The 19,866-nt window shown below is 41.1% G+C and carries 16 protein-coding genes and 1 pseudogene; 5 read left to right on the top strand and 12 right to left on the bottom strand.

Annotated elements, in window-relative coordinates; translation table 11 throughout:
• Positions 1 to 44: 44 nt before the first annotated feature.
• The 6 genes from RCP16_RS20230 to RCP16_RS20205 all read right to left on the bottom strand — a co-directional run bounded on the left by RCP16_RS20230 (position 45) and on the right by RCP16_RS20205 (position 8,442).
• Positions 45 to 1,016, bottom strand: coding sequence for a Gfo/Idh/MocA family protein (locus tag RCP16_RS20230; protein WP_069328001.1), 972 nt, complete (start codon positions 1,014 to 1,016; stop codon positions 45 to 47).
• A gap of 219 nt (positions 1,017 to 1,235) precedes the next feature.
• Positions 1,236 to 2,318 (bottom strand): Gfo/Idh/MocA family protein, encoded by a 1,083-nt coding sequence (locus RCP16_RS20225; protein WP_069328000.1) that lies wholly within the window; start codon positions 2,316 to 2,318, stop codon positions 1,236 to 1,238.
• A gap of 169 nt (positions 2,319 to 2,487) precedes the next feature.
• Positions 2,488 to 4,758 (bottom strand): helix-turn-helix domain-containing protein, encoded by a 2,271-nt coding sequence (locus RCP16_RS20220; protein WP_308641178.1) that lies wholly within the window; start codon positions 4,756 to 4,758, stop codon positions 2,488 to 2,490.
• Positions 4,759 to 4,946: 188 nt separating this feature from the next.
• Entirely contained in the window at positions 4,947 to 6,197 is a 1,251-nt protein-coding gene (locus RCP16_RS20215; RefSeq protein WP_137223866.1) for an MFS transporter, read from the bottom strand.
• 20 nt (positions 6,198 to 6,217) lie between these two features.
• Complete coding sequence (locus tag RCP16_RS20210; protein ID WP_308641177.1) at positions 6,218 to 7,213, bottom strand: ROK family protein; 996 nt, start codon at positions 7,211 to 7,213, stop codon at positions 6,218 to 6,220.
• Positions 7,210 to 8,442, bottom strand: a complete 1,233-nt coding sequence (locus RCP16_RS20205; RefSeq protein ID WP_308641176.1) for an ROK family transcriptional regulator — start codon at positions 8,440 to 8,442, stop codon at positions 7,210 to 7,212. The genes RCP16_RS20210 and RCP16_RS20205 overlap by 4 nt, the downstream gene beginning before the upstream one ends.
• A 434-nt stretch (positions 8,443 to 8,876) precedes the next feature.
• On the opposite strand from RCP16_RS20205, the gene RCP16_RS20200 reads away from it, so the two are divergent.
• Positions 8,877 to 9,386 (top strand): Crp/Fnr family transcriptional regulator, encoded by a 510-nt coding sequence (locus tag RCP16_RS20200; protein ID WP_273592686.1) that lies wholly within the window; start codon positions 8,877 to 8,879, stop codon positions 9,384 to 9,386.
• Positions 9,387 to 9,454: 68 nt separating this feature from the next.
• On the opposite strand, the gene RCP16_RS20195 is transcribed toward RCP16_RS20200, so the two are convergent.
• Complete coding sequence (locus tag RCP16_RS20195; protein ID WP_069327994.1) at positions 9,455 to 10,471, bottom strand: PTS sugar transporter subunit IIC; 1,017 nt, start codon at positions 10,469 to 10,471, stop codon at positions 9,455 to 9,457.
• A gap of 214 nt (positions 10,472 to 10,685) precedes the next feature.
• Positions 10,686 to 11,096 (bottom strand): FlxA-like family protein, encoded by a 411-nt coding sequence (locus RCP16_RS20190; RefSeq protein ID WP_137223876.1) that lies wholly within the window; start codon positions 11,094 to 11,096, stop codon positions 10,686 to 10,688.
• 134 nt (positions 11,097 to 11,230) lie between these two features.
• Between RCP16_RS20190 and RCP16_RS20185 the strand changes: the two genes are divergently transcribed.
• A complete protein-coding gene (locus RCP16_RS20185; RefSeq protein WP_308641175.1) occupies positions 11,231 to 11,743 on the top strand; it encodes a cupin domain-containing protein in 513 nt (170 codons plus the stop codon).
• Here RCP16_RS20185 and RCP16_RS20180 read toward each other — a convergent pair whose 3' ends face one another.
• Complete coding sequence (locus tag RCP16_RS20180; RefSeq protein ID WP_308641174.1) at positions 11,744 to 13,795, bottom strand: methyl-accepting chemotaxis protein; 2,052 nt, start codon at positions 13,793 to 13,795, stop codon at positions 11,744 to 11,746.
• Positions 13,796 to 14,344: 549 nt separating this feature from the next.
• Between RCP16_RS20180 and RCP16_RS20175 the strand changes: the two genes are divergently transcribed.
• Positions 14,345 to 14,509: a hypothetical protein gene (locus RCP16_RS20175; protein ID WP_161594272.1), complete on the top strand. Its 165-nt coding sequence runs from the start codon at positions 14,345 to 14,347 to the stop codon at positions 14,507 to 14,509.
• A gap of 104 nt (positions 14,510 to 14,613) precedes the next feature.
• Here the strand turns inward: RCP16_RS20175 and RCP16_RS20170 are convergent, their stop codons facing one another.
• The 3 genes and pseudogenes from RCP16_RS20170 to RCP16_RS20160 form a co-directional block, all read right to left on the bottom strand.
• A complete protein-coding gene (locus tag RCP16_RS20170) occupies positions 14,614 to 15,489 on the bottom strand; it encodes a serine/threonine protein kinase (RefSeq protein ID WP_308641173.1) in 876 nt (291 codons plus the stop codon).
• A 29-nt stretch (positions 15,490 to 15,518) separates the two neighbouring features.
• Positions 15,519 to 16,569 (bottom strand): annotated as a pseudogene (locus tag RCP16_RS20165) (GTPase).
• 31 nt (positions 16,570 to 16,600) lie between these two features.
• Entirely contained in the window at positions 16,601 to 17,632 is a 1,032-nt protein-coding gene (locus tag RCP16_RS20160) for a zinc-binding alcohol dehydrogenase family protein (RefSeq protein ID WP_308641172.1), read from the bottom strand.
• Positions 17,633 to 17,827: 195 nt separating this feature from the next.
• Between RCP16_RS20160 and RCP16_RS20155 the strand changes: the two genes are divergently transcribed.
• Both RCP16_RS20155 and RCP16_RS20150 read left to right on the top strand, forming a co-directional pair.
• Complete coding sequence (locus tag RCP16_RS20155) at positions 17,828 to 18,682, top strand: sugar phosphate isomerase/epimerase family protein (RefSeq protein WP_308641171.1); 855 nt, start codon at positions 17,828 to 17,830, stop codon at positions 18,680 to 18,682.
• A complete protein-coding gene (locus tag RCP16_RS20150) occupies positions 18,682 to 19,866 on the top strand; it encodes a Gfo/Idh/MocA family protein (RefSeq protein WP_308641170.1) in 1,185 nt (394 codons plus the stop codon). The genes RCP16_RS20155 and RCP16_RS20150 overlap by 1 nt, the downstream gene beginning before the upstream one ends.

Below are 19,866 nucleotides of genomic sequence, written 5' to 3'. Positions count from 1 at the left end.
TCCTTTCTTCTATGAGAGATAAGAGATTGATCTATATCTTACAATTATAATCGAACCGGACGATCTTCTGCCGCAGATTGGTTAGAAGCTTGTACCAGACGAGTTAAGTCTACTGCGAGTCCGATATTTTCTGTGGCTTCCGTATCCTGCTGAATATGAGCAACCCATTGCTGGTACGCAGTCTCACGATCTGCGGGTATAGTCACTTCTTGCCACGCCTTATCGTCCCCTGCACGTAACCACAATTTCTCATCATGAGTACTGTACAATACACTGCCAAGTGTACCGTGAACTTCAATAACAAATGGAGAAAAGCGATTAACAAATCCCGCTTCTACAATCCCTACACCGCCATGGCTATAACGGAATGTGGTGACTGCATTATCTTCAACTTCTTTCCCTGTCACATAACCATAATTAGCAGACACACTTTCAGGCATTCCCATAAATAAGCGAGCAAGATAAACGGGATGACAACCTAGATCTATCAATGCTCCACCACCACATTCTTGTTTGCCAAAAAAGTGATCCGGTAACCAGCCTTGTGTCGCTCCATCATGAGAAAGACGGGTACGTACCAGTGTTAAGTCGCCCAGTACGTTATCTGCTAGTAATTGCTGAATCGCTAGCGTATAACCTGCATTCAAGCGTGGTAAAGATACTGTTAATTTCACATTATTTTTTTTGACTGCTTCTACAATTTGATCTACTTCATCATTGGTGGAAGCGATTACTTTTTCGGTAAAAATATGTTTGCCCGCTTCTGCTGCATGGATCATCACATCACGATGCATAACAGTAGGAGTGGTGATCACGACACCATCAATATCAGGATTCGCAAATAGTTCATGCAGATCTTCGTAGAAAGAAACACCGAGTTCGGCGGCTTTTTTCTGACCTCGCTCTGGAATCTCATCCCATACCGCTACTACTTCTGTATCTGGATGATTTAACGTATCGTTAGTGTAGTCCTGTGCGTGTACATGCCAATAACTTAATATTGCTACTTTGATCATGATCTTCACTCCCACTGTATAATGATTGTACTTTAAAATAGTGACACTCTACCGACAAAATATCATATTTTAGATAACATTTGAAATGAATTAAGATGACAACCATACTATAAAAAAGCGACATGTAGAGAATACTCTAAAAAAAAGGCAAAATAAAAAGTGATTCTTAGAATTGAATCACTTTTTGTTCATATAGACTCATCACCAGATGATATCCAATTAGAAATAAACCGTTTGCCCTGTCTCAGCAGACGTATAAATCGCTTCTAGAATCTCGGATACGACTAACGCTTGCTCTGGTGTGACTACAGGTTCCGTATCATTGATAATGGCTTCCATCCAGAGACGCATCTCCATAAATTCAGGCTTCTCATCATGATCTGAACTGTAAAAAGCAACGCCACTGCCACCCAATTGAACTTCTTTCACATACAAATTGCCCAAATCTTCACCATTGATATGCAGTCCATCGTTCATGTCTGCACCTGCTTTGGTTCCACAAAGTGTACATTTCGCTTCATCAGGTTGACGCACATTCAGCGCCCAACTCGCATCGATCGAGATGGTAGCACCATTTTTCATCGTAATAAATCCAAATGCGGAATCTTCCACTTTGAATTTCTCAGGGTCCCACGGTCCCCATGCATTCGCAGCGTTCGGGGTCTGAGATAACTTATGATAGACCGATCCAGTAACCGAATGGACTTCATAGTTGTTCAGCATCCAGAGGGTTAGATCAAGTGCATGAGTTCCAATATCAATCAATGGGCCCCCGCCTTGCTTATCTCCATCTAAGAACACACCCCATGTCGGTACAGCACGGCGACGCACAGCATGTGCTTTGGCATGATAGACTTCACCTAGATCACCACGCTCGCATAATTGCTTGAGCATTAAGCTATCCGGACGGTAACGGTTATTGTAACCTACTGTTAATTTTTTGCCTGTAGCTTTAGCTGTTTCTAACATTTTGCGTGCATCTGCTGCTTTTTTCGCCATCGGCTTTTCACTCATGACATGCTTGCCTGCTTCCATCGCAGCGATCGCAATTTCAGCATGAGCATCATTCGGTGTACAGACATGAATGACTTGAATATCTTCACGTTTCAACACTTCATGATAATCTTCATAGACTTGTGCATTAGCTGTACCGTATTGCTCAGCAAGTGCTTGTGCTTTTTCAGGAATAATATCGCAAAATGCAACCACATTGACGTAATCTAGATTCGCTAGTGATGGCAAGTGCTTCCCTTGTGCGATTCCACCACATCCGATAATACCTACATTAATGATCTGCTCCATGTGCTTAGCCCTCCGTATACGCTAGTCGTTTAGTATAACTTGAAGTCATTTTAACATGTCAGTATTCAAAGCATACAACAAGATTGCGACAGGCTACCTTCAAAAAAGCGACATCTTTTATCGTATTATTCAATAACACTTGAGCATACACTTCTAGCTAAAAGCGACATCATTTCGATTCATATGAAGCAGGCTTCATTTTGAGCTTACGGTAGTCACCAGGGGTCACGCCGATAATTCGCTTGAATACCCGTCCAAATGTAATTGAATTCGCATAGCCTACTTGAATTGCGATATTCTGAATCGTATCTTCGGTTGAAGACAGTAATTCTTCTGCCCGTTGAAGTCGAAGCTGTACTAGAAAATCAATAAATTTAATATCGAGTTCTGCTTTGAACAAATGACTGACATGCTTGGGGGTTACATTAAAGCGTTCACTCAGATGATTCAACGATAAGTCTGGATTGGCAAAATGATCTTCGATATACAATTTCATCTCACCGATGAGCGCATGATAATTGGTCGATTCACCTGCTTCAACATAATGAGTATAGACCTGATCCAGATAGGGGAGTAAAGCTTGATACACATCTTCCACCGTTTCTGCTTCTGCTATAGCTTCCATCGCTCTATTCGCCGCATCTCCGGTTAACAACGTATCCAGTGGTTCAGACATCCCTTCCAGTTCACGACTTAACATTTGTAAAAGCGATAATACCAGTGAGCGAATACTTTCATCACGCAAAGGTTCATTTTCAGCACGATCTAACATCTGCTTCAAATGATCCCGCCATACTTCTTGAGTCAGACGAAATTCTTTGACCAGATCAGCGATATTCTGCAAGTAGCGATAACTTTCCTGTTCACGACCTTGAGGAAGATCACTATACATCACAATCCCATCGCGACCCAGCGTCATACTGTATCCTAACGACTGTAGCGCAGATTCATACGATTGTTGTACTTGAGGTAGATCATGAACCGTGATTCCTGTCCCCATCGTAATCGTCAGATGCAGATTATGTTCTACCCACTCCCGGCTGTTCGCAGCTAAGTCAAACAAGCGACGATTCCATTGCCGTTCTTCTTGCTGTATCCCGTAAATAATAATCCCGGCACGACGTACACTGATCCATTCTGACCAGCCTTGCAATCCTTCTTGCTGTACCAGTTCTTGAAAAACATTCGTTAACGCCAATTTGAGCGTATTATGTTCTTGCACATTTCCTTTTTCCCGAAAAGCATCATAGTCTTTGATCTCGACAACGATCACAGCATAATACGGCAATTCCGTAGAAACTTCAGTAGGAGAAGAACGAACATAATCGTTGAAAATATGTACATTTTGCAGTTCTTGGTGCATATTTTCAGGATGTTCCCCTTCGATCCAATTCATAAATAAACGACGACGACGAATCAGTAGATTCTCATGATATTGTTGTTCATAATCGATCGTCTGCTCAATCAGGCTTTCGAGGGCATGATCAATTAACGATAATTCATCTTTACGTGCCGATTCGCCACCTAATTGCAGGGACTCAATACGTTCCATCATGACCTGAATTGGTTTATAATTTTTGCGTGTAATATAGATAATATAGACAATCGACACCCCAACTACAAATATACCGATCAATATCCAGATATAGGAGATAACCGATACCCATGCAAAAAGTTGCCCTGCACGAATCCCACTTTCAAATGTCCATCCCAGTCGATCGGAATGAAGCGTAGTTAGCGTTTTGCCATGTTCTGCATCGTCTGTAGTGGTAGCAGGATAGATCGGTAATCCTGAAGCATCTTGAACTTCCAGAAAAGATACCTGCGGATTGAACATAGAAGCGATCATTTGCTTCATCGCATAGACACTAATATTAATAACAACCAATCCCTGATCTCCGAAAGGTAATGGCAAGCGTTTGTACATCGTAATCACTTCACGCTTGGGGTCATTACTCATTTCAGCAAATGAGCGTACACTCGACCAACCCCGTTGTTCTGGCGCTTGCAAAGCCGCTTGAACAAAATCACGATCGGCAAAAGCGTTCAAATCTTTTATCCCATGTAGCGTCAATACTTGCTGATCGGTATCCCGATACATATAGATCGAAGCAATCAGTTCATTATTATTTTCTAACAGCCGTAGCCGATCAATCGTCTGATAAGTTACCGCTGTATTGTCAACGTTATTCCCATTTAGAAATAAAGGATAGACACTTGCAGTCTCCAGATCGCTTAATATATCCAGCTCTACTTCACTCACCGATCGCTCTAACGTATCCATCATATATCCTGTAGAAATACGATCGGCTTTGGCGGTTTCTTGACGTGAAATCTCATTAATCACTAGAAAAGATAAAAAGATCAATATCGATACAGTTAATAAAAAAATAGGAAAATACGATAGCAACAGACGGCGATACCAGTTTTGAGATAGCAAATGGTCCTCCCCCTTGAATGCTCCCGACACAGACTATCTTGTTTTACGTATAGATCTACACATAAGAATAGATGTTAGCCAAATGTCCGATACATTAACTTCATTATAGAAAGTATATTTACTATTAGTTTACGCTTTTCGCTGTTATTTGTTGAGGATTATTTTAAAAATAAAATAATTGTCGAATATTATTGAGGAACAGCCGAAGAAGAATGACGACTCTGAAGCGCCACATATAATAATAAAAGAGAACCTAGCATCGCACTGATCACACAGGAAAGATTCATCGCTTGCGAACCACCCAGTTCTAGTAAATAGCCATTCAGTAGATTACCAATAATACCTGCAATACCGACAAACACCATATTAAAAATACTCTGTCCGGTCGCTTGCATATGTTTGGATGTGATACGTGATACATATTCTACCGCCGCAATATAGAAGAACCCGAAGGATAAACCATGTAACAATTGTACCGCTAACATGACAGAAGGCACCGGAAATAACCACTGAATGCCCCAGCGCAAAATATAAGCAAACGCCGCTAACAGCAACATTTTCTCATGCCCGATACGGCGAATCACTTTGGCAGCGATTAACATCGAAGGAATATTAGCGGCTGAAGCAATCAACAGACCGACTCCTGCCAGTTGTAATGTACCGCCTGCATCTTGAAAAGACAGCACAAAGTACGAGTTGAACGCAGTGAGTGTCTGATTAACTAGTAAGCTTCCCCCGAGGAAAAATAAAAATAAGCGATTGGTTAATAACGTCTTAATACCTGCACTAAGCGATTGATTCAGAATCCGACTTTCATCAGAACGGCGAGGTAACGTAAACGCCAATATAGCGGCTAATACATTGAATAACATAAAAGGAATCCAAATTAGAGATACATCGTATCGACTAACATACAATCCACCGAGATAACCTCCAATTGCTGTACCTATACTACCCAGAAATCGGATGGCTCCGTATGTAGTATTCGCTTTTTGCGCCGCCACCAGTGCATATGAATCCGCCATTGGTGCTTGAGTCGCTGTAAAGACGGTAGAGATCGTATACACCATAATCAGAATCAAGAAGTACGGGCTTTGATAAAGAATCGATAACAATCCTGGAATCGCTACACTCAATAACAGCACCAATCTCATTTGCTGAAAACGGTCCACAACGAATCCCCAGACAGGTTGTACCAGAATCGAAATAAACGTACCGATGGATAACAACAAACCTACTTGTCCACTACCAAGCCCTCCACCTACAAGCATCGAAGATAGATAGGGATTAAAGATTCCACCTGCTAATCCGGCGAGCAAATAAAAGCTACGAATACGTAGCAACACGTCTTTGGGTGACTGTTCCTCTGTCCATTGATCCGCTAGCCGCTTTGAGGAGTCCCGTATTCCTTTTAACTTAGCACTCCATATGGAGATCATGATCATCACTCCTTTTTGACCTAACGGCTATGTGGGTTCATCATTAATGGATCATTCAATACACCATAGACTGCTCCAAGCGCTCCAGCCACATTGCCTAATACCGCAGGAACGAGTTGTGCATGAATCGGAGTAAACTGCTGAATACGTTGGCTTAATTGTTCAATATAATAGCTAGAATCTGCTACACCGCCACCAATCACTACACATTCTGGATTGAGTAGCGAAATCATATTGGCAATACCTGCCGCCATATAATCGATCGGTACATTCATGATCTCTTTTGCATCACTATTTCCTGCTTGTGCTAGCATCAATACATCTACAGCCTGTACCTGCTGAATGTCTCCTCCTGCGTGCACAACAATCGGATGAGTAGCATCTGCTTGTTGACTGGTTAACCATTGTCTGGCGTATATGCCTATGCCTGTACCGGATGCATGGGATTCGAATCGTCCAAATTCATGACTGTTAACCACTTCAAGCGATCTCTGCTCTGGCTGATGATCGACAACAAAATAAGAGACTTCTCCTGCGGTATAGTCAGCACCACGGAACAAGGTATCATTTAAAATAACTGCGCCACCGACGCCTGTGCCTACAGTGAGCATAATCATATGCTTTTTCCCGATGCCTGCTCCTTGCCAGTGTTCTCCAAGGGCAGCTACATTCACATCATTATCCAAATACAAAGCTCCTTGATAAAAAGGCTCAATCTGCTTTATCAACGATACTCCGTCTAAAGGAAGCGCTGGGATATGGGTGATCACTCCGGTGGCGACATTAACCGCTCCAGGCAAGCCTATACCGATCCCTTCAATGTCTGCGATCGTGCGATCTATGGTAGATAGGAGATGATGTACTTGCTCAAATAAAGCCGCAAAAAAAGCAGAAGGTTGCCTTGCTTGAATCGTAGGTTGCTTGTGCTGCGCTAATATAGAACCTTCACGATTGGTAACGATCATTAACGTTTTGGTTCCTCCAATATCGATGCCGATCATCAAGCCTGTACTCATTCTTTGTCCTCCTGCTCTGCAAATAATATTTTACCGCCTACCACTAACATATCTTCTCTTATATATTGAAAAGCTCGGTGAATACCTGACCATGCCGCTCCTTGAATCACACCTTTGCCGGTTAGCATAGTTGTCGTTAATTGAGGGCACACTGGAGCATATTGTTCCATCTGCTGCTGAATAGTCGGAATAAATAAATCTGCATGCTCTCCTATGACTCCGCCAAAAACGATCATTTCCGGTGCTAACATGGATGCTAAATTAATTAGTGATAATGCAAGTTGTTGTCCGTATTGTTCCACGATAGCTTGTGCATCTGGATTGTACTGACGCGCTTGGTTCATTAAGGTTGGAATATCCCATTGACTGATCGAAGCAGAGACAGTCGCATCCGTATGAGAAGCACTATAGTGTTGAATAAGACGACGAAGCCCTGCTCCACCGATCTGCTCTTCTAAGCGCTCTCCATGAACAGAGCGAGAAAGACATTGACCCATTTCACCTGCGGACCCGGATAAGCCACGATACAATTTGCTATCAATCATAATACCTGCGCCTACTCCTTCACCCAGAGACACATAGACCATATGTTGCACCGATTGTGCAGCTCCATATTCTTTTTCAGCGATAGTTGCTAGATTAACATCATTGTCGAGAAGGATTTCACAAGGAAATAAAGAAGCTAATGAAGAAGAGGATAATGCAGAATAGTAAGGTTCAAATTGAGGAAGTAGCGTATGAATGGTTCCATTGTCAGGATGGACAACAGCTGGAATCCCTGCTGATAAAAAGCGTACTTGATTCCATGTAACATTTGCTTGTGCGATGAGCTGATCCATATGTGTTTTTAGCTGTGTTAACATGCTCTGCTCGGTATGTGAAGCTTCAAGAGCAAAATGCCCTGTCTCAATAATCTTGCCTGACAAATCTGTTAAAGCGGTACGAATATAATCTGCTCCGATATCCAGTGTTACAATATAGAAGACTGCTGGATTAAATGAAAGCAACTGCCCTTTGCGTCCCTGCTGATTGCTATCATCTTGTCCTATTTCCGCAATTAATTGATGTTGGATTAAATTCTGAACTGCTGAAGAAACGGTAGGTTTACTCAATCCAGTGCGCCGGCTAATCTCTGCTCGCGATAAGCTATCGTGTTGCACAATCACTTCCAAAATCAAATACTCATTCAGATTGCGGATCATTTGCGGATTGCCGATAGACATTAACATGACATGCTCCTTTGAACTTTTTTTATAATTAGTAAATGATCTTTACTAATTAGTTGAGAATAGTATACGTCGGCTTGCTGATACTGTCTAGTGTATAATGACCATTCAATAATATGAGGGAAGTGATGTAATGAAAGGTGATTTAAGAGTGTTAGCGGTAATTTGTATTATTGCACCGATCCTTTTCGTTTTATGGCTAAGTTTTAACAGTGAATTCTTAATTCCATCAGGGTACGACTTGGCGATAGACGGATACGTTATCTCTCGAACTCTTATGATTATTTTTTGTTTGTATTTATTGACGAAGTTAGGATACTTTATCTTAGAATCGAGAAAAAAGAATGAAGATTAAAATAAAATTTGGAAATAAAAAAGCTATCTCACTGCATACACAGTAAAATAGCTTGAGCAAATTAGCGAAAAGAGGTTAGATGATGATTTTACATAAAGGTGAATTTTTGTTTCGACAAGGAGAACATGGTGGGCTATACCATATCACCAGCGGTCTTTTTAAAATTGTACGTCTGCATGAAGATGGTAATCCTATTTTATTTAATATTATTGTGCCTGGAGAAACGATTCCGCATCATTCGCTCATCAGCCCGATGGCTTATCATGGAACAGCGATTGCTTTAATAACCAGTGAAGTTGAACCGATTTCTGCCACCGAATGGTATGCGCAATTGGAACGTGAACCGCTTCGCTACCGTGACATCGCTGTCCAATTACAAGATAAATTGCGGATGATGCAACAGCGGATCGATCAACTGACCCAAATTGCTCCTGCTGACAAATTAACTCATTTACAGAGTTGGTTCCAGAACTATCTCAGTGATATTCCGATTACTGATATTCTGACGCAAGATGAGATTGGACAATTAATCGGTGTACGACGGGAAACGGTCAACCGCTTGCTTCGAGCACAGATGAAGCATATAGAATAGATCTTATCAAAAAGCCTTCTACAATATAGTTTTTTTGATAACTTCAACTTCTAATTATCTGTTCACATCTATTGTACTTCCATATGCAGATCGCCTGTTTTCGCCCAGCCTATTTTTTTGAGTCCATAATAGAGAACCAATGTAATGATTGCAGGTAAAAGAACACCGATCATCAGATATACAATAAATGCACTTGCTCCTTGAGTCGCCAAAATATTCAACGGTGCAATCATCGAGTTCAATCCTAAACCTGCTAATTCATACGAAGCTTGGAAATGGAATACCAGAGTAGCAATCGGAGCACAAATAATCGCTGCGATAAACGTAGGTAAGACCAATCGTGGATTTTTGACCAAGTTGGGAAATTGTACTTTGGGAGTGACTAGAATCTGCGCTATAATTCCGCCTGCATCGTTCTGTCGAGCAGACATTAATGTAAATCCTACAAATTGAACGGTACATCCAATCAATGCGGCTGCACTAGATACCGGATCTAATTTGAGTGCAATCGCAATCGCCGCTGACGATGCTGGAGACATTAATAAGATACTCCATACTAATGAGATCGCCATCGAAGCTAAAATAGGAGAACCTTGTACTGATTCCGTAATGCCTGCGCTAATCGTAATCAATAACGGTGTCACAACAGCGGCAAGCCCTGCACCCACTAATCCGCCGACAAAAACAGCCCCTAACGGAATCGCCATCATATCAAGCTTGGTACGCCCTGTAATTCGTTTTCCTACATATGTGGCTACGATCGCTGCAAGCACAGCACTGATGGGCTGTCCGGGTACAAGCGTCATTCCGCCCTCTACATTGAGATGAAGAGCAGCTCCACCGATTGTACTTGCGATCATCGCACTAAAAAGAACAAGCGTATTGCCACCCAACTGAAAAGCAATCCCTGCTCCTAACGCAGGCGCAAGCAATATTTTGGCAACCGATCCGATAGCGATCAGTGTATCCCATCCAAGAAATTTACCAAATGTCTCGAAAAGCAATCCTATTCCCAGTGTGACCAGAACAGCATTTGCCATTCCTGCTGAAGCTTTGTACATCCGACTGACTACATATTCTTTCATTTCTGTATACTCCTTTGTGCTGTATGCGTATAATGATCCAAACGTTTATTAGTTATCCTAACACTATCATTTTGATACTGTAAATCATATATTTTCAGAAATACATATTATTCTTGAAAATCATCATCATTTTGCAATTCATTTCAATCGTATGTATAGCAAAAAAAGCCATCTCCAAGGAAAGATAGCTTTTCAATATTCCACGATATGTGTATTAAACAGTGATATCTAGTAATCCGCCTACACCCATATCGGCTGTACTGCGTTTGGCTTTTTCATCTTCCTGCGTTTGTCGAACAGCTTCTTGTACATCTTTAATCGATTGAATCGCTGCTTTGGCAGTAGAACCTGTACTGCTTGTCGAATCTGTCGATACTGTACTGGTATCTGAAGAATCACTATTACTGGATTTGGCACTAGCTTGAGCGATTTGACGCTGTACTTGTTGAATCTGTTGTTGTACTTGTTTGATCTGTTGTTCGCTATCTTTTTGGTCTGTGCTACTTTGTAATTTGGTTAATTGAGATTGTAACGCTGTTTTTTGTTTTTCCAATGCACTGGTGTCGGTTGTAGTTGCAGCAGAAGCTGCTTGGTATGCACTTGATGTAACGGAAGAAATATTCATAGGTATTGCCCCTTTGTCCGATAGATTACCCCTTTCTTGTTCATTATTCCCTGCCTGTATTATCGGTAGGTTATGTCATTTTGTGTATAGCAATATTGTATATTTATGCATTTCTTTAAGGAGGTTTTATTCATATGAGCACTCAGACTGTTCAAGCTTTTTACTTTAAATCTAATCAAGGAATTCCTAATAACCCTCATTTACCTGTATTGCTGTATCCGCAAGCATTTCACAACAATCCGTCACAGACTGAATCTATGTTCAATCAACACCAGTGGCTGAATAGTTGGACAAATGGTGTATTTGATTATCATCATTATCACAGTAATGCACATGAAGTCTTGGGCGTAATCAGTGGTCATGTGACAGTACAACTAGGCGGTGAAGAAGGAAAAGTATTCACTTTGCAGACAGGCGATGTAGTCGTTTTACCTGCCGGCACAGGGCATAAGCGGTTATCCGCCAGCCCTGATTTTCGAATTGTAGGCGCCTATCCTGATGGCATGTCTTACAATACACGCACTCCAGCAGACAAAGAAAAAGAACATGCGACAGCTTTGGCTGAAATCTCGCATGTTCCTCTTCCGAAAATGGACCCTATTTATGGACCTAATGGGCCCTTATTGCAACACTGGCATTCGGTTTAATTATACTTTGAAGCGTTGAATCATTTGGTTCAGACGATCTGCACTATCATTGGTTTTCTTCGCTTCTTCAGCAATTTCATTTGCTTTGTTTACAACAACCGTTGTTTTATCTGCAATCTCTTCTGTACCTTCAGCTGATTCATTGTTAGAAATCGAGATTTCATTGATCGCTTGAGCTAGATTCTGTACTGAAGCACTTAATTCTTCGCTGGTTGCGCTAAATTCAGAAACCATACGGTCAATATAAGTAGCATCATTCAAGTACGATTCGCTCGTTTTATTCATCATTGCATAATCTTTAGCAATATTACCTGTTAGTAGATCGATCAGACGTTGTGTAAAGTTCTGTAGATTCCCTACAGAATCTGTAACATTGCTGGTGATCACTTGAATCTGACCAACTGTGTCTTTGGAAGCATCTGCTAACTTGCGGATTTCTTCTGCGACAACTGCGAATCCTCGACCTGCTTCACCTGCTCTTGCCGCTTCAATAGAAGCATTTAGCGCAAGTAAATTGGTTTGTTTTGTAATTTGTAGAATAGATTCGCTTAACTCTTTGATCGTATCTACTGATTTGGATTGTTCAAGAGCTTCATCTAAGCCCACTTTTACTTCTTCATAGACTACAGTCGTTTCTGCAACTGATTTTTCTAGAGCTACTTTGAAATCAGTAGCGCGTTTACTAATGATATTCGCTTCTTCTGCACCTTCTTGAGCGCCTTTAGCGATAGATTCAATCGCTTTTTCAAATTCATCGGTAGAAGCATTGATTTGTTGTGCAGAAGCGGCTGTTTCTTCCATACCAGCAGACATATTTTGCGTAGTTGCCGATACATCTTGCAATTCTTTATCCATATCTATAAACATTGTGTGTGCTGTATTGCTAGCTTCTTTAAGATTTCTAGATTCTTCACTCACTGATTGAACGACTTGTCTTGTAAATTCATGCATCCGGTTCATCGAACGAATCAATACGCCCGTTTCACCCACACTATTTTCATATTGCGTAGGCAATAGTTTAGAGAAATCACCTTTGGACATAATTTCTAATTGCTCAGAAGCCAGACGGATTGGTTTGACAATACCACGTACGACTAGGAAAAGAATAATTAGAGCAATGATCAGAACGATAATCGTGATCACAACAATAGTTGTTAAAATACTATATAGATCGTTCATATAACTACTTACAGGAAGAAATGTAACTACGCTCATTTTCAAAGAATCATCTTTCACAAAAGAAGCAAGATAACGTTCGCCACCAATAGTTACATAACCTGTACCATTTTCAGCAGTACCTATCGTTTTAAGTCCATCTTCGTTATTCAATTGGGTAAAATCAGTTTTAAGCACTTGATTCGCATCTTGTGAAGCAATAACGATACCTTTTTCATTAGTCACAATGGTGTTAATCGTTTGCTCTTTTTCTTTTTGAGTGATGCCATCCAATAGAGTATTGATATTCATAGGAAGTGCAAATACATTTAATACTTTATTAGTCGTCGGGTTTTTGACAGGTTCAACGACTACAATAACAGGATTGCCGGTTACAGGTGAAATCTGCATTTCAGACACCATAGGATTACCACTATTCATTACTTGTTTGTACCAAGGAGATGTGGAGATTAAGTCTGTTCCTTGCGATTTTCCTGCAAGACCATCCAAAAATACTTTGTCTTGATAAGAGAAGAATATATTTTCATACAATCCATTCGAGTTTTGTAATTTATCATTAAAGTTGTTTTGAATACGATTGAAGCTAGCCGTATTGGTTACGCCTGTTGTGATAAGATTTTGAAAAAAGTCAACATTGTAGATTTCTTTAGAAATGGAACTAGCTAATGTTTGTTGAGCCGCAACTGCCATTTGAAGTTCTGTGACTTTCTCATTCGCTACACGAGTTAGTGAGTTCGTATTCATAGACTCATACGAACGAGTCGTCATTACGCCAACAGCTGTAATAGAAACAGCCATAGCCAAAACAATACACAAAGCAGCAATAGATAATATCCGCGAAAACAAGCTCCCGGTCATATTTCGAAATAATTTCATAGTAGTAATTAACTCCTCTTATTTAAAATCTAAGTGATGGACATGCTATGACTAACGACGGGTTCTTAAATCATCAAATAATATACTAATTTATACTTTTTTAGAATAATCGACTTATAATATTACTTTTTTCGACAATTAGTAATCTATTTGAATCAGTTCTTTTTGCCTATATTTTAATATATACTTTTATTCGACATTTGAATCACCATTCTTTATATTTTTACAAAAATTTAATTTATAAAATTTAATTTTACGCAATTCATTATAGTTATTATCGGTATGAACACTGCAATTTAAAAGCTATTTTATAAAAAAAGGTTATATATCTCTATTTTGACCTGAATCCATATGGATATAGATAAGATTCAAAATGATCCTTTATTTAGAAACCTTATCCCCTTCTTCCCGTAGAAAGGAATAGGAAATGTACTTAGTAAATGCAAACACATGTCAACCGTTTCCTATGTATTAAGACCTATTCTGCTTGATTATTTCAAATGAAAGCACAAATGTACTTCAAAATGAACGAAAAAGGAGCTATTTATTATGGGTATGATTAAAAGTCTGATCAAACATCTGATCTCTTCGAAGAAAAAGCGTAGGCGTTCGTATAGTAGCAGTGATCGTTATCGTCGTGGAGGTTTTCATAATCAACATGGGCGTGGACATTATCGAGGAAAGCGTTCATCCAGCTCGTATAGCAGTAGCTAATCCGAGGATGATGTATTTCTATCAAGACAAAAACAAATATCCCGTGCAGAATATCGTTAAGAGATACGATGTTATTCTGTCGGAATATTTTTATGATCATTCTTCTAATTTGAAATCATTTCAATCTCAGCAATAATCTGATCGATTTCTTGAGCAATCTCATCGATCTGATCGTAAGGCTGTGTTAGCTCCACGAGGAGCATACGACGAATCATCTGATGTGTACGTGGATGAAGAGATAATTCGTCTTCCCAGCTACCCTGTGATTGTTCTGTAGCGATAGAAGCTTCTTCGCTCTGCTCTTCATGACTATAGAGAAGGAATAACAACAAATGCCCCAACCCGTAAAAGTCGCTCGTTACATGCAAAGCTCGTCTAATCCGTTTCTCTTCCTGATCACCACTAACCAGTTCATCAAGTAGCGCTACACTTCTTGTTCCTTCCCCTTGTTGCCACATCAGCCCTAGATCGATCAAATAGACACGATCTTGATCATAGATTACATTTGAAAGGCTAATATCTCGGTGTACCCATCCTTGATGATGAATAGCAGTCACAATCTCTACTAATGGCTTCATCCATTGCAGAGCTTCACGTTCATTCAAGCGTATCCCTTGTTCGAAAATAAGCTCTCCTACATTATGCCCTTCCATATATGTCATCACCAGACAATGATAATGATGATATAGAAACGTATCGATCAATGCAGGAATGCGCGGATGATCTATTGCCGCCATCGCTTTACATTCACGTTCATAGATCAATTGTGCACGTCTATGACCACCACGCAAAGGGTAGACTCTTTTCAATACACAGGTCTGTAAGGTCTGGATATCTTCGCATAGATAAGTGACACCATAACTTCCTGTACCTAAGCGTCTACTAATCCGATAACGCTCATGAATAAGCTGTCCTTCTGCAAAGTGTCGCTCTTGAGCCCAGCGCATCAGATGACCTTGTAGCCGTTGTAATGCCTTCAATCATTTATCCAGCCTTTCTGTTCACATGCTTATTTAGGATCGTCTACTGATGTGATCTGAGATACATCTTGTTTTTTGGTACGTTCACGGAACTTTTTGTATAATTTGCCGACGGTTTCAGGAGTAACTTCGATATTACGTTCATATGCATATTTCACAGAATAACCTAGTGCTAATGTAATCGCTCCCGCCACCCCTGCTCCAGCTACAGAACCTGCTCCGGGGAAGATTTTGAGCACTTGAGCAAATAGACTTTTGCCTAGATTACCAATAATAGCTGTAATCACTATTTCTTTCGCGGTTTCACGACTGATCGGCTTGTTATACAGCGCAGCTAAGCGTGTCAGTAATCCGATCTGAATCGCGGTGATCGGAATAATATCAGCTCCCGGAATAGGCGCTGCTCCTATCGCCCCCGCCGAAGTAGCCGCGCCCACAATCCATTTGTTGGCGGTTGACGACTTTTCTTTGATCGTACGGGCGAATAGAATGTCCTTACTTTTTTTTCAGTAGATCCAAAATGCTATCACGTAATGTATCAATATTTTGTCCGGTGCGTGAAGATACGGGAATGACTTGATATTTATGCCCTGTTTCTTGTTGAATACGACGAACCAGACGATCAATCTCATCTGCTGCATCAATTTTGTTTAATACAATAATAATATTGTTATTGATTTTCTCTAGCGCTTGTAATGAATTTTTTTCAGCTTCTGAATATACGGTTCCTGCGGCATTTAGGAAAAAAAGAACCACATCCGTTTTGCGATAATATTCGCGTGTCACAGCTGAGTTGCTAAGATTCACATCATTTAAGCCCGGTGTATCGATAAAAATAATCTTTTCCCGATAAGCATAAGGCTTAATCTCGGTCGTCTCTCCCGGCTCTGCACCGACCCCGGCTACCTCTTCGCCTACAATACGATTAATTGTCGATGACTTCCCTGCATTAACATCACCGATTAAAGCGATCAATACTTCATCTTTCATCTGGCGATTAATCTCATCCATTTCTTTATCAAAAGCTTCATCTGCTGTTTTGCGAATCGTCGCTTTGAGCTGGTCATTATTCGTACTCATCGTGTGCCCCCTATATAGATCAAAATATCGTTTACGATTCAAAATCTTCTAAGACTAATTTGCCAATCATATCGCCTGCTTCTAACAATCGATGGGCTTCTCGTAATTGAGTTGCATTAATCGGACGTAGACGCTTGGTTTCTGTTGTGCGAAGCTTGCCTTCGTCAATCTGACTAGCAATCCGATTCAAAATTACACCCTGCTCGCTCATATCGTCTGTTTCATACATTGAACGCGTGAACATAAATTCCCAGACAAACGTAGCACTTTTGTTTTTGAGCGCTTCCAGATCGATCGGTTGCTCGGTTTCTACAATCGAACATATTTTACCTTGTGGTGCTATCGCATCCGCCATATGTTGCCAGTGTTGGTCGGTATGATTTAAGCATAAAATATAATCTACATCAGAGAAACCTATCTTTTTCAACTGAGGCACAAATGCGTCATGATGATTAATCACATGATCGGCTCCGTGCGCTTTCGCCCAATCTGACGTTTCTGGACGTGAAGCTGTACCAATAACCGTCAATCCTGCTAGATGCGCAAGCTGTGTAGCGATAGAACCGACTCCACCTGCGGCATTAATAATCAGTATCGTGTGCCCAGCATTGGATACTGCATCTTCCGAAATGCCCAGACGCTCATGAATCGCTTCCCATGCTGTAATTGCAGTCAAAGGCAGAGCAGTCGCAGCGGCAAAATCAAGTGACTTGGGCTTATGCCCTACAATCCGTTCATCGACAAGATGATATTCACTGTTACCCCCTGCTCGTGTAACACTCCCTGCATAGAAGACTTCATCTCCTACCTGAAAATGAGTGACTTGATTTCCTACTTCAACCACAATACCCGCTACATCCCAGCCTAGAATACGTGGATTCTCTTCCACTTGATCTTTGGGTGCTCTAATCTTGGTATCTACAGGATTCACAGAAATCGCTTGGACTTGAACCAATAGATCATGTCCACTAGCCGTTGGTTTCGGTATTTCTACATCTAATAGACTGTCTGCTTGATCGATAGGTAAGTAATGGGTCACCCCTACAGCTTTCATCGTATTCATTATTTCATCCCTCCGGTATCTATGTACTTCTTTGGTATATATTTACCCGTTATTCATTTATCTCACACTAACCGCTTCGCTCTTTTATTTATCCCTTATTCTACTTCTACGTTCAGATCACCTTATTGGATACAAATACATGGTACATTGGGCAAATCAATGGATGTATGTGACGAAGGAGCTGACGATCTACGTATGAAACTTTCTGTGTTTACCGTATGTACGCCTGATCTAACACCTGAACAATTGATTACAGCAGCAACTCAAGCAGGGATAGACGGAATTGAGTGGCGGTTTGCGTCTATTCCTAAAGAAGCTTTAGCAGAAGAACCTTCGTTCTGGCGACATAATCGTTGTTCGATTGATCCAGAACATACCGAACCGAGCGTCTCGATCATTAAGCAATCTGTACAGCAACATCAATTGGAATCGATTGCTCTTGTACCTTATCTAAAATGTGGTGATCTAGACAGCACCCATCATGCTTTTGCCACTGCTCAGCAACTGGGAGCTTCGATGATGCGTGTTGGTGTGCCAATGTATGATCGCACCCGTCATTATCGTGATCTGGATGCAGAAGCGACCCGGTACCTTTCCAGTGTGCAAGAACTCGCTCAACAATACGGGGTTCAAGCATTGATCGAAACGCATCATCAGACGATAGCTGCCAGTGCTTCTGCCGCTTTACGTCTGGTTGAACATCTTGATCCAGAACATGTAGGCGTTCTCTATGATCCGGGCAATATGGTGCATGAAGGATATGAGAATTATCGGATGGGACTTCAATTACTCGGGCCTTATCTGGCTCATGTTCATGTTAAAAATGCAGCATGGATACAACAAGATCAGCAGTGGCATTGTCAGTGGGCTCCGATGCTTGAAGGTATCGTTCCGTGGCAACAGATTATTAGTGATCTGCAAAGTGTAGGATACGACGGTTATCTAGGTGTCGAAGACTTTAGCGGACAACTGGATTCCTTCGAGATGTTGCAGTATTTTGCCGGATCATTCCGTGAACTTGCCGGACAGTATATCAAGGAGGGACAGTAATGACACAGTCAGATTCTAGCGTACGTGTAGGTATTATTGGAGTCGGCAATATGGGTAGTGCTCATGCCCGCACTTTATTATCAGGGACGATCAAGGGTGCTGAACTTGTCGCTGTCTGCGATATTCGAGAAATGATGCGTGATTGGGTGAGTGAACAGTTATCACCGACACTGGATTTTTGGACAAATGCAGAAGAGATGTTGTCTTCAGGTACGGTGGATGCTGTCATTCTAGCGACTCCTCATTATGATCATGCAAGACAAGCGGCACTCGCTTTTGGCGCAGGTATTCATGTCTTAGTCGAAAAGCCTGCTGGCGTATACACAAGACAAGTACGAGAAATGAATGAAGCCGCTGCTCAAAGTGGTAGTGTCTTTTCGATCATGTACAATCAACGTACCAATCCCCTTTATATCAAATTAAAAGACTTGATCTCTTCCGGTGAACTGGGCGAGATTAGACGGCTGAATTGGATTATTACTAACTGGTATCGGTCACAAAGTTATTACGATTCTGGCGGTTGGCGTGCGACATGGAGTGGTGAAGGCGGTGGGGTGTTGATCAATCAATGTCCACATCAACTGGATCTATTGCAATGGACAACAGGGATGATGCCTACACGTATTCGAGCATTTTGCCAGTTTGGTAAGTATCGCAATATTGAAGTGGAAGATGATGTGACTGCTTATGCCGAATATGAGAATGGCACAACCGCTGTATTTATTACTACCACAGGTGAATATCCGGGTAGCAATCGATTTGAAATTACAGGCGATCAAGGCAAAATCGTAATCGAAAACGACACACTGACATTTTGGCGCTTACGTGAATCAGAGACTCAATTTAATAAGCATTATGAAGGCAAGTTCGGGCATCCTGAATGTTGGAAATGTGAGATCCCGATCGAAGGAATGGAGACCGGTCATCCAGGCATTATACAAAATTGGATCGATAGTATTCAGCATGGTACAGCTCTGATTGCTCCCGGGGAAGAAGGGATTCGTGGATTGAGCTTATCGAATGCGATGTATTTATCTACATGGATCGATGATTGGGTAGAACTGCCTGTCAGTGAAGAACAATTTGAACATGAATTAGAACAACGTAAACAACATTCCTCGATCTCCAAAAGTAATGCGGTAACCGACCAACTGCCTACAGATCTAAGTGCTACGTATAAATAA

Origin of the sequence: Paenibacillus nuruki (assembly GCF_963311185.1) — a bacterium.
Classification (GTDB): Bacteria; Bacillota; Bacilli; order Paenibacillales; family Paenibacillaceae; genus Saccharibacillus; species Saccharibacillus nuruki.
Note: the sequence above shows the minus strand (reverse complement) of the source record. Positions and strands in the feature narration are given on the sequence as shown.

Bases quoted from the DNA above. Each gene is read 5' to 3' on its own strand.
- RCP16_RS20230 (WP_069328001.1), bottom strand. From the start codon at position 1,016: ATGATCAAAGTAGCAATATTAAGTTATTGGCATGTACACGCACAGGAC.
- RCP16_RS20225 (WP_069328000.1), bottom strand. From the start codon at position 2,318: ATGGAGCAGATCATTAATGTAGGTATTATCGGATGTGGTGGAATCGCA.
- RCP16_RS20215 (WP_137223866.1), bottom strand. From the start codon at position 6,197: ATGATCTCCATATGGAGTGCTAAGTTAAAAGGAATACGGGACTCCTCA.
- RCP16_RS20210 (WP_308641177.1), bottom strand. From the start codon at position 7,213: ATGAGTACAGGCTTGATGATCGGCATCGATATTGGAGGAACCAAAACG.
- RCP16_RS20205 (WP_308641176.1), bottom strand. From the start codon at position 8,442: ATGTTAATGTCTATCGGCAATCCGCAAATGATCCGCAATCTGAATGAG.
- RCP16_RS20200 (WP_273592686.1), top strand. From the start codon at position 8,877: ATGATTTTACATAAAGGTGAATTTTTGTTTCGACAAGGAGAACATGGT.
- RCP16_RS20195 (WP_069327994.1), bottom strand. From the start codon at position 10,471: ATGAAAGAATATGTAGTCAGTCGGATGTACAAAGCTTCAGCAGGAATG.
- RCP16_RS20190 (WP_137223876.1), bottom strand. From the start codon at position 11,096: ATGAATATTTCTTCCGTTACATCAAGTGCATACCAAGCAGCTTCTGCT.
- RCP16_RS20185 (WP_308641175.1), top strand. From the start codon at position 11,231: ATGAGCACTCAGACTGTTCAAGCTTTTTACTTTAAATCTAATCAAGGA.
- RCP16_RS20180 (WP_308641174.1), bottom strand. From the start codon at position 13,795: ATGAAATTATTTCGAAATATGACCGGGAGCTTGTTTTCGCGGATATTA.
- RCP16_RS20175 (WP_161594272.1), top strand. From the start codon at position 14,345: ATGGGTATGATTAAAAGTCTGATCAAACATCTGATCTCTTCGAAGAAA.
- RCP16_RS20160 (WP_308641172.1), bottom strand. From the start codon at position 17,632: ATGAATACGATGAAAGCTGTAGGGGTGACCCATTACTTACCTATCGAT.
- RCP16_RS20155 (WP_308641171.1), top strand. From the start codon at position 17,828: ATGAAACTTTCTGTGTTTACCGTATGTACGCCTGATCTAACACCTGAA.
- RCP16_RS20150 (WP_308641170.1), top strand. From the start codon at position 18,682: ATGACACAGTCAGATTCTAGCGTACGTGTAGGTATTATTGGAGTCGGC.